Genomic DNA, 14229 nt, shown 5'->3' with positions numbered 1-14229 from the left:
AGTCTCTGGAGATCGACATGAAAGTAGTTTCCAACGGTGTTCAACTTGAAGTCAGCGACCGTGGCGCCAGCTCGCCAGCCCTGGTGTTCCTGCACTACTGGGGCGGTTCGTCACGCACCTGGGACGATGTGCGCGCGGCGCTGCCGAGTGATTACCGTAGCGTTGCCCATGACCATCGCGGCTGGGGCGACTCCCAGGCACCGGCCAGCGGCTATGCCTTGGCTGATTTTGTCGAAGATACCCTGGCGGTGATTGCTGCGTTGAACCTGAGCCGCTACGTGCTGATCGGCCATTCGATGGGGGGCAAGATCGCGCAGCTGTTCGCCTCGCGGCGCCCGGTCGGTCTGGTCGGGCTGGTGCTGGTGGCGCCTTCGCCGCCGGGACCGCTGCGGCTCCCGGCAGAGGTGCAAGCCGCGATGGAGACGGCTTATGAGTCACGTGAGTCGGTGGCGATGGCCCTCGAACATATGCTGACCGCCAAACCCTTGAGCCCGAAGCATCTCGAGCAGGTGATCGAGGACAGTCTGCGTGGCGCACCGCAAGCCAAGGCCGCCTGGCCTTGTGCGACCAGCAAAGAGGACATCACTGCTGACGTGACGGGTATCGAGGTGCCGAGCCTGGTGATTGCCGGTGAGCTGGACCGGGTCGATCCGGTCGAGGTATTGCGAGCAGAAGTCCTCTCGCGAATTCCCCAGGCCACTCTGTGTGAACTGGCGGGTACCGGGCATCTGTCGCCGCTGGAGTCGGCGGATGAGGTTGCCGGGGCTATCCAGCGCTTTGTCGAAGGACTTGGCCGGTGATGCGGATGCTCCGCGAAAGTGGCCGGGTTTGCGGCTTTTATGTCATATCGATAGCCGGTCCCGGTTTGGCACTATCGGCCCACCTTCTTCAGGAAAATGCTAATGACTAGCGCCGTCACCGTCACATTGCTGATGAACATAAAACCTGAGTTCATGGAGGCGTTCATCGAGGGCCTGCCTGAGCTGACCCGTGGCACATCTTCGGCGGCTGGCGCCTTGTCCGTGCGGGTACTGCGTCAGCATCAGGACAGCCAGGCGATCTGCTTCGTCGAACAATGGGAGAACGAAGCCGCGTTCCACGCTTATATCGCCTGGCGCGAGGCTCGCGGCGATATGGCGCACCTGGGGCAACTGCTGTCTGCTCCTCCTCAGATCAATCTGTGGTCTTCCTTGAGCGAGAGCCCGTAACGGCCGGTGTATCCTCAATGAGCATCGGGCGACGCTGCCGCCGCAGGCGGTGGCTTCACCTTGTGCATCAACGGCACCAGGGCCGTGGCGATGATGAAACAGACCATGATCACCAGGAAGGTATCGGCATAACTCTGGGTCTGCGCCTCACGATAGGCCAGTTGCCAGAGTTGCTGCAGGCTGGCGGTGGTGCCTTCGCTGCCGCTCTGGCCGAGGGCCGCGAAGTTGCTGCCGACCGTGGCCATCCACTGGTTCAACGCTTCGTTGGTGCTGTTCAGGTGCTCGGCCAACCGGTTGAAATGCAGGTTGGTCCGATCATTGAGAATCGTCGCGCAAGCCGCGATACCAATGGCGCCGCCGAGGTTGCGCATCAGGTTGAACAGGCCCGAAGCCTGTTTCAGACGTGCCGGTGCCAGGGCGCCGAGGGTCAGGGTCACGGTGGGCGGCACGGCGAATTGCTGGGCCATGCCCCGCAGTGCCTGGGGCAACATCAGCTCCTTGCCGCCCCAGTCATGGGTCAGCGGCGAGAAGTCCCACATCGACACGGCAAACAACCCCAACCCCACCATCATCAGCCAGCGCAGGTCGACCCGGTTGGCAAAAAACGCGTACAGCGGAATTGCCGCCAGTTGGAACAGACCGGTGGAGAACACCGCCAGGCCGATGTCCAGGGCGCTATAGCCACGCACTCGGCCGAGAAACAGTGGCGTCAGGTAAATGGTCGCGAACAGCCCGATACCGGTGACGAAGGAAAAGAAGCAACCCAGGGCGAAATTGCGCTCCTTGAGCGCGCGCAGGTCGACCACCGGATTGGCCACCATCAGGCTGCGGCTGACAAAGGCCAGCCCGGCGAGGCCGGAAATCCATGCGGTGGCCAGGATAGTGCTGTCGCTGAACCAGTTCCAGCGCGGGCCTTCCTCCAGGGTGTATTCCAGGCAGCCGAGAAACACCGCCATCAGCAGCATGCTCAGGTAGTCGGCACCCTTGATCAGGCGCAGGTCCGGCTCGTCGATCCGCACCAGCATCGGCACCACCACGGCGACGAACACACCGGGCACCAGGTTGATGTAGAACAGCCAGTGCCAGGAGGAAATATCGGTGATCCAGCCGCCGATCACCGGGCCGAGGGTCGGCGCCAGGGAGGCGATGGCACCGATGGTCGAGGCGGCGATAACGCGCTGCTTGCCGCTGAAGAACATGAACGCCGAGGTAAACACCAGGGGGATCATCGAGCCGCCCAGGAACCCTTGCAAGGCGCGAAACACGATCATGCTCTGGATGTTCCAGGCCGCTCCGCAAAGCAGGCTGGCCAGGGTGAACCCCACCGCCGAGGCACAGAACAGCCAGCGCGTGGAAAACACCCGCGACAGCCAGCCCGACAGCGGGATCACGATGATTTCGGCGATCAGGTAGCTGGTCTGCACCCAGGCGGTTTCATCGGTACCGGCCGACAGTCCACCGCCGATATCGCGCAACGAGGCGGAGACGATCTGGATGTCCAGCAGGGCGATAAACATGCCCACGCACAGGGTGGCAAAGGCGAACACCTTGACCGAGGTGCTCATCGACGCCGCGTCGAAAGGCTTGGCCGGGGCGCGGGTGCTCATGGCGTGCTGACCAGTTGGCTGGTGGCACGTTGGTCAGCCGGGCGGCTGGCGACGCCATTGGCGTTGTGCAGGGTATCGACTTCGGCGGTGACCGAGAGGCCCGGGCGCAGCTGCCCGAGCACGCCATCGGCCTGGTCAAGCATGACCCGGACCGGCACCCGCTGGACGATCTTGGTGAAGTTGCCGGTGGCGTTTTCCGGTGGCAGCACGCTGAACTGGGCGCCGGTGGCCGGGGCCAGGCTGTCCAGGTGGCCGTGAAAGACCTTGCCGGGCAGCACGTCGGCGCGGATGGTCACGGCCTGGCCGGGAAGCATATGGGTCAACTGGTCTTCCTTGAAGTTGGCATCGACCCAGAGGCCCTGCTGTGGGACCACGGAAAGTAACTGCGAACCGGCCGCGGCAAAGGCGCCGACCCGGGCCCGACGGTTGCCGATCACGCCGTCCACCGGCGCTCGCAATTCGGTGTAGGAGAGGTTCAGGCGGGCCATGTCGCGTTCGGCGACCGCTTGCATCAACGCGGCCTTGGCCTGCAATTTCTGGGTCTCGATCACGTCCACCTGGCGTTGATTGGCCAGCAGCGTGGCTTGCGCCTTGGCGCCATTGGCCTGGGCGGTCTTGAAGGTGGCATCGACCCGTTGGGCACTTTCCACCGACACCGCCGAGCGGCCCACCAGGCTTTCGTAGCGGGCGTGGTCGTTGCGCGAACGCACGGTTTCCGCATTGGCCGCATCGATGCCGGCCCGGGCCTGGCTGATCACTGCGTGCTGCAACTGCTCGGTGGCGTCGAGATTGGCCAGCAGCGCCTGTTGGGCTGCGACCGCGCCTTCGGCCTTTTGCAGGGCGGCGACGTAATCGCGATCATCGATCTTCACCAGCAGGTCACCGGCGTGGACGAACTGGTTGTCGGTGACTTTGAGCTCGGCGATATAGCCCGGCACCTTGGGCCCGATCACCGTCACGTCGGCGCCGATATAGGCGTCGTCGGTGCTTTCGATAAAGCGTCCGGCCGTCCACCAGTGCAGGCCGTAGAAAGCGGCGAAGACCACTGCGCCAGTGACCACCGTCAGCAGCAGGAGGCGCTTGAACAGCACCGGTTTTTTCTGAACGGCCAGTTCAGGGGCAGAGGCCGAGGACAGGTTGGTCATGACGGAGTTACCGGTTGGCAGAGAGGGGGGGAGCGATATCAGGGTTTTGCAGCGCCGCCAGTTGGCGGCGTTTTTCAAAGCGTCGACGCATGGGCTCGTCGGCAGCCGGGCCGGCGACGACCTTGTGGCGCCGACTGATGGTCTGCCCGGAGCGACGGTCGATCAGGGCCAGTTCGACGAGTTCGCCGCTGGCACTGTCGACGAGTTGAGTGGTCGGGCCTTCGGGTGAGAGGTGCTGGTTGCCCCAATCCATCAGGGTCAGCAGCACCGGTCTGAAATCCCGACCGCGAGCGGTCAGCAGGTAGTCGAAGCGCGGTGGGGCATCGTTGTAGGCCCGGCGTTCGAGCAAGCCGTTTTCGACCAGGTCATTGAGACGGCGGGTCAGGATACTGGGGGCAATCCCGAGGCTTTCCTGGAACTGATCGAAACGGCTGAGACCGTAGAAGGCGTCCCGCAGGATCAGGATATTCCACCACTGGCCGACCTGCTCAAGGCTGCGGGCCACGGGGCAGTGCAGGTGGGCCAGGCTTGTCCTTTTCATGGTTGGGGCCTCGGAGTGCGGTAATGATTATGCGTGTAATATTATGATCGTAATATAGGCTGGCGACTTTCAATTTGCAAGTCACTGCTTGCAAGTATTTTCAGGCGAGGGGGGAGGTGGGCAGAGGGAAGGTTCGGGCTGGATGGGGGGCACACGGGGGCATGGGATCTTGAGAGCAGTACCGAACCGTGTGGGAGCCGGCTTGCCGGCGATGAGGCCCGCAAGCCCTGCGTCGACTATCCGGCCGTCATCGCCAGCAAGCCGGTTCCCAAAAGGGGATGGTGATCAGCCGTGCTGGCAGGCGTTGCCCAGGCGGATAAAATTCATTTCGTGGCGCACGCCCTGGCCATCAACGTAGATCACGTGCCCCTGCACCGGACCACAATCGGAGGCGGCGGCACTGTCGGCGCGCACGGCCTTGGCCATGTCGAGGTCTTCGGAATAGTCATAGGGCTCGGCGTTGGTGCTGGCGGTTGCACCCTGGCCTTGGGGAGCGGCGGTCACATCACCTTGGGCGGTGGCAACCAGGCTGAACAGCGACAGCAGGACAAACAGAAGGTATTTCATGGCGGTCTCCGGAAAGACATCCCCCTCACCTGACGGTAGTGAGGCAGTGGCGCCATTTTACGAACGGCATCGCCTGCAATAGAACGGATCCTTGCCAATAGCGGATATCAGCGTGATCGATACTGGGCAGGCGCCGGAAACTACGGGCGTTGTTCGGGAAACAGATGAGCCTTCAGGAAGTCGATGAACACCCGCAACTTCAACGACGGGTATTTGCCGGAAGGCCACATCAGCCGGTAGACGCCGGATTCGCAACAGTCCTCAAGGACCTTGACCAGCTTCCCGCGCTCCAGCCATTCGCGGATGGCGAAGTCCGGCAGGTAGGCGATACCGATCCCCTGTACGGCGAACACGATGCGCGCCTCCAGATTGTTGCAGACCATTGAGGTCGGCAGTTGCAGGTCGATGTCCTGGGTTTCGCGGTTCAATGGCCAGACCTGCAGTTTACCGGTGTTGGGGAACCGAAACTGAATGCAGCTGTGCCGCATCAGGTCGATGGGCGACTGCGGCACACCGTGTTTTTCGAAATAGTCCGGTGAGCCCACCAGGATCATTTGATACGTGCCGATATGGCGGGAGGTCAGGCTGGAGTCAGGGACTTCGCCACTGCGAATCACCGCGTCGTAGCCTTCTTCGATGACATCGACCCGGCGATCGTCGAAGGTCAGGTCCAGGTCGATGGCCGGATAGGCTTTCTTGAACTGGGCCAGCACCGGTAGAAAGGGTTCGTCGACCAGCGGCATGCTGATCTTCAGGCGCCCACTGGGAGCCGTTGTGGTCTGCGAGAACTCGGCCTCGGCGGCTTCGATTTCGGCCAGGATGCGCAGACTGCGTTCGAGGAAACGCGAGCCTTCTTCGGTCAAGGTGACGCTGCGTGTGCTGCGGTTGAACAGGCGCACACCGAAGCGTTCCTCCAGGCGCACGATGCTTTTGCCGATGGCCGAAGCGGACACCCCCAGCAAGCGGCCGGCGGCGACAAAGCTGCGGGTCTGCGCCACGGATACGAAGACATTCAAACTGCTCAAGCTATCCATTTTTCATTCTCGACCATGAACCTTAAATCCTGCTTTTTTGCTGCGCCGAACCGATCGGGTGACGGGTTATCCTAACTCGATTGCGGAATAAAACATCCGTAGATAGCGGATATGGCACCTACTTAATCGGGAGCTGGAGGCCCTCTATGATCGCCACATCGCTCATCAACCGAGATCACCGTCATGTCCGAAATCATGAACCGCTGGGAAATTTCCTCGTTCGGCCTGGATAATCTGAATCTGGCCAACACACCGCGTCCGCTGCCGAAAACCGGGGAAATCCTGGTCAAAATCGAAGCCGTGTCGCTCAACTACCGTGATACCCAAGTGGTCGAGAATGGCATGACGGCGGCCCTGGCCTTTCCGTTCACCCCGGCCTCCGATATGGCCGGGACCGTTGTCGCGGTGGGAGAGGGCGTCACTCGTTTCAGTGTAGGCGAGCGCGTCATCTCCACCTACATTACCAACTGGATCGATGGTAATCCCAAGACCTGGGCCGAAATGCCGACCCAGGGCGGGCCGATTCAAGGGATGCTCGCGCAGTACGTCACGACGCCGGCCGAGTGGTGTGTCCGCGCGCCGAAAAATCTGACCCCGGTGGAGGCCAGTACGCTGCCCATCGCCGCCTTGACCGCCTGGATGGCGCTGATCGAATTGGGGCACTTGCATGCCGGGCAGACCGTGGTGGTCCAGGGCACCGGCGGCGTTTCGTTGTTCGCCGTACAGTTGGCGGCCGCCAGCGGCGCCAAAGTGATTGTCACCAGCAGCAGTGACGCGAAGATCGCCGAGGCGATCAAGCTCGGTGCCAGCCATGGCATCAATCGCACCACCACACCTGAATGGCAAACGGCGGTGCTGGAGCTGACCGAGGGTCGCGGCGCCGACCATGTGCTGGAAATGGCTGGTGGCGATAACTTGGGACGCTCCCTGCAAGCGGTAGTGCCCGGTGGCCGGGTTTCCATTATCGGTTTGCTGGAGTCCGAAGAGTTGCGTACTCCGATCATGCCGTTGCTGGGCAGCCGCGCGTCGATTGTCGCTGTGGCGGTAGGGCCGCGCCGCGCACTGGAAGATCTGGTGCGGATGATCGATCACCACGGGATCAAGCCGGTGATCGATGCCACCTACGCCTTCGCGCAAGTCCCCGAGGCGTTCGCGCACCTGAACCGTGGCGCGTTCGGCAAGGTTGTTATCGACTTCGCGCTGGCATCGAAATGACTCGTTCGATCAAACCCATGAGCGTCATGCCCTTTATCATGCTCGGGCTGTTCGGCCTCTACACCCTGGAGCTGGGCGTGGTCGGCATCCTGCCGCTGATCGTCGAACGCTTCGGCGTGACGGTGGCCCAGGCCGGCCTGCTGATGAGCTTGTTCGCCTTTATCGTGGCGGCTTGCGGCCCGTTCCTGGTGCTGGTGTTTTCCCGCTTCGAGCGCAAGAAAGTGCTGGTGGGGGCCCTGTTGTGCTTTTCCCTGTGCAGCGTTTTGTCAGCCTATGCGCCGAACTACTCGACGCTGATGGCCCTGCGCATCGTGCCGGCGATGCTGCATCCGGTGTTCTTTTCGGCGGCGTTCGCGGCGGCTATTTCGCTCTATCCCAGGGAGCGCGCCGCCCATGCGACCACAGTGGCCTTTATCGGCACGACCCTCGGCCTGGTGTTCGGCATCCCGATTACCGCCTGGGTGGCCGGACGCTTTTCCTATGAGACTTCGATCCTGTTCTGCGCCGTGGCCACCTTCCTGGCGGGACTGGGCTTGTGGCTGCGGTTGCCGCGCCAGGTCGCCGCGCCGGAAAGTTTCGCCAGTCAGCTGTCGATCCTGCGCAAACCGTCAGTGTGGTTGGCGATCATCGGTACGCTGCTGGTGTTCACCACCAAGTTCGCGGTCTACAGCTATGCCGCCGAGTACCTGAAAAGCCAGACCGGCCTTGGGGGAGAGACCATCAGCCTGCTGCTGGTGGTCTTCGGGGTCGGCGGGGTGCTGGGGAATATGCTGGCGGGCAGGGCGCTGGCCCGTCATCTGGTCAGGACTGTGCTGCTGTTTCCGATTCTGCTGAGCCTGGCCTACGGGATGCTCTACTGCTTCGGCAGCGCTTCGCTTTGGTCGATGCTGCCGATCGTGTTCGTCTGGGGTGCGATTCATACCAGTGGCATGGTCATCACCCAGATGTGGTTGACCAGTGCCGCCCCTGAAGCCCATTCGTTCGCCACCAGTCTGTATGTGTCGGCGGCCAACGCGGGGATTGCCATCGGCGCCTGGGTCGGAGGTCTGTTCATCAATGCCTATGGCCTGCCGGGGACGATCGCCTGCGGTTTGTTGTTCGCGGCGTTGTCGTTGCTGGTGATCGTGGTGAAATCGCTGCTCTATCGGACGCGTGCCGAGGCGCTGGTTCCGCAAACCGCCTGATCCGTTCCGCTCGGGTTCAGTGCTGCTGGCGCAACGCAGCGATAAACACTTGCAACGCCGAAGACATCTGCCGGTTGCTCGGGTAGTAGAGGTAGAAGCTGGGGAAGGGCGTCGACCATTCCTCCAGCAGCGGCACCAGCGCGCCGCTGTCCAGTTCGGCCTTGAGCCACTCGCGAATCCACACGGTGATGCCCAGGCCATCGACCGCCGATTGCAGCGCGACGGCACAATCGCTCACCACCAGGGAGCCCTTGACGCTGAGCTCGAACGGCGTGCCGTCGTTGAAAAAGCGCCACTTGTACAGCCCGGACTCACCGGCGCGGCGCCAGTTCACACAACTGTGTTGCAGCAGTTCCACTGGTGTCTGCGGGCGGCCGCGCTGCTGCAAGTATTTGGGCGAGGCCACGGCAATCTGGGTCAGCGGCTCGCTGAGCCTGAGGGCGACCATGTCCTGCTCGATGAATTCCCCCAGGCGGATGGCCGCATCATGGCCTTGGGCGACGATGTCGGTGGTGCTGTCGTCGGTGGTCAGTTCGAGCTGGATGTCCGGGTAGGCGGCCTGGAAGGACGGCAGGATCGGCTGGATAAAGTGCAGCATCGCCACCTGCGGAGCACTGATGCGCAGTGTGCCGATGGGGGTGTCGCGGTATTCGTTGAGTGCCTCCAGCGCCGACTCCAGGTCGGCGAAAACGCTGCGCAGCCGTTCGAACAGGCGGGCACCGGCTTCCGTGGTCGACACGCTGCGGGTTGTCCGGTTCAGCAAACGCACCCCCAGGCGTTCTTCCAGGCCCTTGATGGTCTGGCTCAGGGCGGATGCCGAGACGCCGAGCGACTGGGCCGCCCGGGAAAAATTGCGCGCCTGGGCCACCGCGAAAAAAGCCTTGAGGTTGGCGAATTCCTGATCACGCATTATGTATTTGTTCCTTCATAATGTTTGAAGATTGTTCCGTATTCTAAATAAAAGGTGCGGGTCGGACAATGCGCTCAATCGGCGATCCCGCCCGTGCCACCGAAGGAACTGTCATGTCATTCCCTGCTCATTTCGACCTGCTGAACTCAGCCCTCGCGCCTTTGCCCGATCAACATCGCCTGCTGCTACTCAAGGGCGGAATGGTCGTCACCCTGGATGATCAACTGGGTAACTTGGTCGAGGCTGACGTTTTGATCCGTGGCACCGAGATCGTCGAAGTCGGTGTCAGCCTCGGCGCCGAGGGGGCCGAGATCATTGACGCCAAGGGCATGATCGTCATCCCCGGGATGGTCGATACCCATCGCCATGCCTGGGAAGGTCAATTGCGGCGCATCAACCCGGACTCTCCGTCCCTGGAAGACTATTGCAACGCCACGCACTTTTCCTTCGCCAAGTACTACCGACCCCAGGACATGTACGTGGGCAACATGCTGACTGCCCTGGGCTGCATCAATGCCGGCATCACCACCATCATCGACAACTCTCACAATGCCCGTAGTGGCGCGCATTCCGATGCGGCCATCGAGGCCCTGCAGGACGCCGGCATCCGTGCAGTGCACGCGCCGGGTGCGCCGTTGTCCGGTGAATGGGACTCGGCCCAATGGCCCGGTGACCTGCGTCGCTTGAAGGGCAAGTATGCAAACGGTGACGACTCGCTGGTGACCCTGGCAATGATGTCGCAGATCGACCGCGAGCAATGGGCGGTGGCCCGCGAGCTGGGCCTGAATATCGTTACCGAGTTCTTCGGTGCCGGTATGGCCAGTGAACTTGAAACGCTGCACGAAGAGGGGCTGCTGGGTCCGGACAATATCTTCAACCACTGCACCTGCCTGCCGGACCACGGCTGGTCGATCCTGCGCAAGGCCGGAGTGAAGGTCAACGTCTGCCCGCGTTCCGACGCCCACTATGGGCTCGAAGACGGTGTGTTTGCCTGGCAAAAGGCCGTCGACCACGGGATGAACCCGGGCTTGAGCGTCGATAACGAAAGCTCCTATGGCGGCGACATATTCGGTGAAATGCGGGTGGCTTTCTATCTGCAGCGCGCGGCGGCTCACAGTGCACGTTTTCACGGTAAACCCGCCACGCCGGACCTGGTCAGCACCCGACAACTGCTCAAGGCCGCGACCCTCGATGGTGCGGCGTGCGCGGGGCTCGACTCGCGCATCGGCAGCCTTACGCCGGGCAAGCAGGCGGACATCGTGATGATTCGCACCGACAACCTCAGCCTCTATCCGTCCAACAACGCGCTGGGCACGGTGGTTCACGCGGCGGAGCGGGGCGATATCGACACCGTGATCATCGCCGGGCGGATTCGCAAGCAGGGTGGTGTGGTGCTGGGGGTGGATCGCCCGCAACTGGAACTGGCGACCGAAGAGTCCCGTGACTACCTGTTCGCGGCCGCCGGTTACACCCCGGATCCTTTTGCGGAAGATTTTTCGCCCCTGCATTCCCACTGATAGAGGTGGCCGTCATGTTCCTGATTTCCTTTGCGCTGGCCTTTCTGGCGGGCATCGCGATAGCGCTGCAAGCGGCGGTCAACAGCCAACTGGCTGGGGCCATGACAGGCAATACCCTGGCGGCCGCGTTCTATTCCTTCTTCACCGGCATGTTGGTGCTGGGTGTCCTTGCCTTCTTTCGCGGTGGCCTGGGCGATTCCCTCAATGTGATTCCGAGCCAGCCGGGCTGGCGATTGGTGGGCGGGGTGCTCGGTGCCGGGGCGATTTTCTGCACGGTCTGGCTGGCGCCGCGCATCGGTTTGGCTAACCTGCTGGTCCTGGTGATCGCCGGCCAGTTGCTGTCCTCGGTGGCGATTGACCATTTCGGCTGGCTCGGCAGTGTGGTGCGGCCCGCCGCGACCTTGAAAATCGTCGGTGCCAGCGTGGTTTTGCTTGGGGTTGCCCTGACGCTCTTCGGCGACCGTTTGAAGGAGCTGCTGTCGTGAGCGTCTTCATCCATGTCGCAAGCGCCAAGGGCCTGCCGGTCCTGGCTGGAGCTGTGGCCCTGACGGGGTTCAGTGCCTGGGCCCGAGCGGATTTCTTCGGCGACTCCCATGCCTTTTTCGAAACGCGCAATGTGTATTTCAATCGCGACTTCCGTGATGGACCCTCCAGCCTGCAATCCAGGCGGGATGAATGGGCGCAAGGCCTGATGCTGAAACTGGAGTCGGGCTACACCCCGGGAGTGGTGGGTTTCGGTGTGGACGCGCTGGGTATGCTGGGCATCCGCCTGGACTCCAGTCCCGAGCGGGCGGGGAGTGGCCTTCTGCCGGTCCGCTCTGATGGACGTGCTGCGGCGCAGTACGGCAAGCTGGGGCTGACGGCCAAGCTGAAAATTTCCGCGACCGAGTTGAAGGCCGGGGCGCTGATCCCTTCGTTGCCTACGCTACGACCTAACGATGGCATGATTCTGCCGCAGTCGTTCGAGGGCTTGATGCTGACTTCCCGGGAGTTTCCTGATCTGGTGATGACCGCGGGCCAGTTGGACAAAGTGAAGGCGCGCAATGATACGAGTTATGAAGACATTGCCCTGAACAACAAGAACAACCGATTTACTCGTAACGCCCCGGGCGGCCAGTTGGACCTTGCAGGCTTTGATCGCAAGCAGGGTGATGATCTCAAGTTCAGCTATCACTACGCCGGGTTGAGCGATGTCTACCGGCAGCATTTTCTCGGGCTGATTGCCAGCCGACCCCTGGCCTCCGGTACGTTGAACGCCGATCTGCGATTTTTTGCGAGTGAGGACCAAGGCGCTGCCCGGGGAGGAAAAATCGACAACCAGGCGCTCAATGGTCTGTTCGGCTACGGACAGGGTGGGCACAAGGTCAGCCTGGGTTACCAGCGCATGTCAGGGGCCAGCGCCTTTCCTTATATAGAGGGCAGTGACGCGTACCTGGTGAACTTTGCCCAGATCGGCGATTTTGCCGAGGCGAAGGAGCGATCCTGGCAAGCGCGTTACGATTACGACTTCGAGTCGATGGGCATTCCCGGGTTGACCTTCATGAGCCGCTATATTTCTGGCGACCATGCACAAGTGCCGGGTGTTTCAGGCAGGGGGCAGGAGTGGGAGCGTAACACGGAGGTGCGTTACATGATCCAGAGTGGGGCGTTCAAGAACCTGGCGTTGCGTTTGCGCAATGCGACGTACCGCTCGTCGTTCAGCCGGGACGCGGACGAGACCCGGATATTGCTCACTTATACCAAGGCCTTGTGGTAGGCGGCGCTCCTGAAAACGCCGCGAACCTTGTAGGAGCAGCTTGCTGGCGATGCGATCTGGCAGCCGACATTTTTGTCGTTTGGTAAACCGCTATCGCCGGCAAGCCGGCTCCTACAATGACCGTGTGTTACTTGCCGCCCAGGGCGCCACCGGCTGCACCACCCAGGCCGGCACCGATGGCCGCTCCGGTCTTGCCGCCCAACTGGTTGCCCAGCAGCGAACCACCGGCTGCACCGAGGCCGCCGCCAATGGCTGCCTTGGTTTTCTTGCCTTTCTTGGCTGCTACGGCACCACCGGCCGCGCCGCCCAGGCCCGCGCCGACTGCTGCGCCGGTGCTGCCGCCCATCTTCTGGCCCAATACGTTGCCCAGGGCGCCGCCCAGACCACCGCCGACCGCGGCCTGTGTGCCGCCCGCCGCCATGGCGCCTTGGGCAAACAGGGCGCTGAGGGCCAGGACGGTAAGTGCTTTACGCATGTTGCAAACCTCGAAAGAAAATGGAACGGCAATTGTCACCGCCTCCGGTTGGCGAAGCAAATACTGTTGTTGGTGATATCAAAGCATCCAACCGCTTCTTTCAGGAATAAAAAACCACTGTTTGTGCTCCATTATGGTTCATCTCAAACCATTAAAAACATGTGGTTATTGAAGGGGTTATGTCAATAGGAAGCTGAAAAACATCTTGTTACAGATTGTCGCAGTGGGTTAATATTGCCCTGCGTTCACCTACCACGGTTTATGCATTTTTAAGCCCCAAGCGTCCATCAGCCGCTTGGGCTTTTTTTTGCCTGGAGTTTGTCTGTCGGTGTCGGCGGATATCAGTGAATTGTGGGGGCGTGAGTGCTCAGGGAGGGGGTTGGCCCGAATGGGCGCAGCTTGGTCGCGGCATGACCAAACCCGGCAGAATTTGATTTATCCATGACAAGGAGAGCAGGGTGCGGGTTATTGGCTGGTTGAAATTCATATTGATGGCTATCGGATTCATTGCGGTCTTGAAGTACGGTTTCATGGCCTTGATACCCTTTGGCGGCGACTCTGGCGATGATACGTCCATCCAGATTTATCCTTCTCCTAACGGGCGGTACAGCGTTGCCCATGTCTGGCATACGGGAGGGGGGGCTCTGGCGCCATTTTGTTGGGACAGTCTCTTTGTTTTCGATAATTTGCTGGATGTCGCCGAGGTTGTTAAAAAACCTGACTACGAAGTTTACTCCTCCGAATGCGATACGTTTTCTGATCATGAGATATCGCCCAAAGTGCAATGGGCGTCCAATCATGATCTTCAGATCGATTTCGCGATTGTTACGACGCGCATGTACAGCCGCCAGGTGAGCCTGCGAGGCCTTGACGCGTCGGGAGCCATACAGATCAAGTTTTCTGCTTATCGCTGACAGTGGATCTGGCAGTGCCTTCTTGTCGGCCTATGCCCGTGGCTGGGGATGACCCCGGCCATGGCGTGTGTTCGTCCATGATCGGGGCCATGACTAAACCTCATGCCCCCATGACTTTTAATGGTTACAGCCCCCTCCAGCCCCAGTGATAAAAAA

The 14229-nt window shown here is 61.4% G+C and carries 15 protein-coding genes; 8 read left to right on the top strand and 7 right to left on the bottom strand.

All coding sequences use genetic code 11. The features are described 5' to 3' along the window. Positions 1–17: 17 nt before the first annotated feature. Positions 18–800, top strand: coding sequence for an alpha/beta fold hydrolase (locus HX830_RS25570; protein WP_103499378.1), 783 nt, complete (start codon positions 18–20; stop codon positions 798–800). 102 nt (positions 801–902) lie between these two features. After that, positions 903–1208, top strand: a complete 306-nt coding sequence (locus HX830_RS25565) for a putative quinol monooxygenase (protein ID WP_177103394.1) — start codon at positions 903–905, stop codon at positions 1206–1208. A 14-nt stretch (positions 1209–1222) separates the two neighbouring features. Here the strand turns inward: HX830_RS25565 and HX830_RS25560 are convergent, their stop codons facing one another. The 5 genes from HX830_RS25560 to HX830_RS25540 all read right to left on the bottom strand — a co-directional run bounded on the left by HX830_RS25560 (position 1223) and on the right by HX830_RS25540 (position 6102). After that, positions 1223–2815 (bottom strand): DHA2 family efflux MFS transporter permease subunit, encoded by a 1593-nt coding sequence (locus HX830_RS25560; RefSeq protein ID WP_103499376.1) that lies wholly within the window; start codon positions 2813–2815, stop codon positions 1223–1225. After that, positions 2812–3960: an HlyD family secretion protein gene (locus HX830_RS25555; RefSeq protein WP_177103392.1), complete on the bottom strand. Its 1149-nt coding sequence runs from the start codon at positions 3958–3960 to the stop codon at positions 2812–2814. Before HX830_RS25555 ends, HX830_RS25560 begins: the two co-directional genes overlap by 4 nt. A gap of 7 nt (positions 3961–3967) precedes the next feature. Beyond that, a complete protein-coding gene (locus HX830_RS25550; RefSeq protein WP_177103390.1) occupies positions 3968–4501 on the bottom strand; it encodes a winged helix-turn-helix transcriptional regulator in 534 nt (177 codons plus the stop codon). A gap of 285 nt (positions 4502–4786) precedes the next feature. Then, positions 4787–5068, bottom strand: a complete 282-nt coding sequence (locus HX830_RS25545; RefSeq protein ID WP_103499373.1) for a DUF2790 domain-containing protein — start codon at positions 5066–5068, stop codon at positions 4787–4789. A gap of 140 nt (positions 5069–5208) precedes the next feature. After that, on the bottom strand, positions 5209–6102 hold the full coding sequence (locus HX830_RS25540) for a LysR family transcriptional regulator (protein ID WP_177103388.1): 894 nt from the start codon (positions 6100–6102) through the stop codon (positions 5209–5211). 183 nt (positions 6103–6285) lie between these two features. On the opposite strand from HX830_RS25540, the gene HX830_RS25535 reads away from it, so the two are divergent. After that, entirely contained in the window at positions 6286–7317 is a 1032-nt protein-coding gene (locus HX830_RS25535) for a zinc-dependent alcohol dehydrogenase family protein (RefSeq protein ID WP_177103386.1), read from the top strand. Beyond that, positions 7314–8501 carry an MFS transporter gene (locus HX830_RS25530; protein ID WP_177103384.1) on the top strand — a complete coding sequence of 396 codons (1188 nt, stop codon included), beginning with the start codon at positions 7314–7316 and terminating at the stop codon, positions 8499–8501. The genes HX830_RS25535 and HX830_RS25530 overlap by 4 nt, the downstream gene beginning before the upstream one ends. A 16-nt stretch (positions 8502–8517) precedes the next feature. Here HX830_RS25530 and HX830_RS25525 read toward each other — a convergent pair whose 3' ends face one another. Beyond that, a complete protein-coding gene (locus HX830_RS25525) occupies positions 8518–9411 on the bottom strand; it encodes a LysR family transcriptional regulator (RefSeq protein ID WP_177103382.1) in 894 nt (297 codons plus the stop codon). Between the two features lie 113 nt (positions 9412–9524). Here HX830_RS25525 and HX830_RS25520 point away from each other — a divergent pair, with 113 nt between their 5' ends. Genes HX830_RS25520 through HX830_RS25510 form a run of 3 tightly spaced genes read left to right on the top strand, consistent with a single transcriptional unit; the run spans position 9525 to position 12684 of the window. Further along, positions 9525–10928: an amidohydrolase family protein gene (locus HX830_RS25520; RefSeq protein ID WP_177103380.1), complete on the top strand. Its 1404-nt coding sequence runs from the start codon at positions 9525–9527 to the stop codon at positions 10926–10928. A gap of 14 nt (positions 10929–10942) precedes the next feature. Then, positions 10943–11413, top strand: coding sequence for a DMT family transporter (locus HX830_RS25515; protein WP_152737532.1), 471 nt, complete (start codon positions 10943–10945; stop codon positions 11411–11413). Next, entirely contained in the window at positions 11410–12684 is a 1275-nt protein-coding gene (locus HX830_RS25510; protein ID WP_177103370.1) for an OprD family porin, read from the top strand. Before HX830_RS25515 ends, HX830_RS25510 begins: the two co-directional genes overlap by 4 nt. A gap of 127 nt (positions 12685–12811) precedes the next feature. On the opposite strand, the gene HX830_RS25505 is transcribed toward HX830_RS25510, so the two are convergent. Continuing rightward, positions 12812–13159 carry a hypothetical protein gene (locus HX830_RS25505; protein WP_040069550.1) on the bottom strand — a complete coding sequence of 116 codons (348 nt, stop codon included), beginning with the start codon at positions 13157–13159 and terminating at the stop codon, positions 12812–12814. A 458-nt stretch (positions 13160–13617) separates the two neighbouring features. Here HX830_RS25505 and HX830_RS25500 point away from each other — a divergent pair, with 458 nt between their 5' ends. Further along, entirely contained in the window at positions 13618–14073 is a 456-nt protein-coding gene (locus HX830_RS25500) for a hypothetical protein (RefSeq protein WP_152737533.1), read from the top strand. Positions 14074–14229: the final 156 nt, after the last annotated feature.

This window comes from Pseudomonas gingeri (assembly GCF_013385425.1).
GTDB classification, from domain to species: Bacteria; Pseudomonadota; Gammaproteobacteria; order Pseudomonadales; family Pseudomonadaceae; genus Aquipseudomonas; species Aquipseudomonas gingeri_D.
This window is presented reverse-complemented; position numbering and strand designations above follow the sequence as displayed.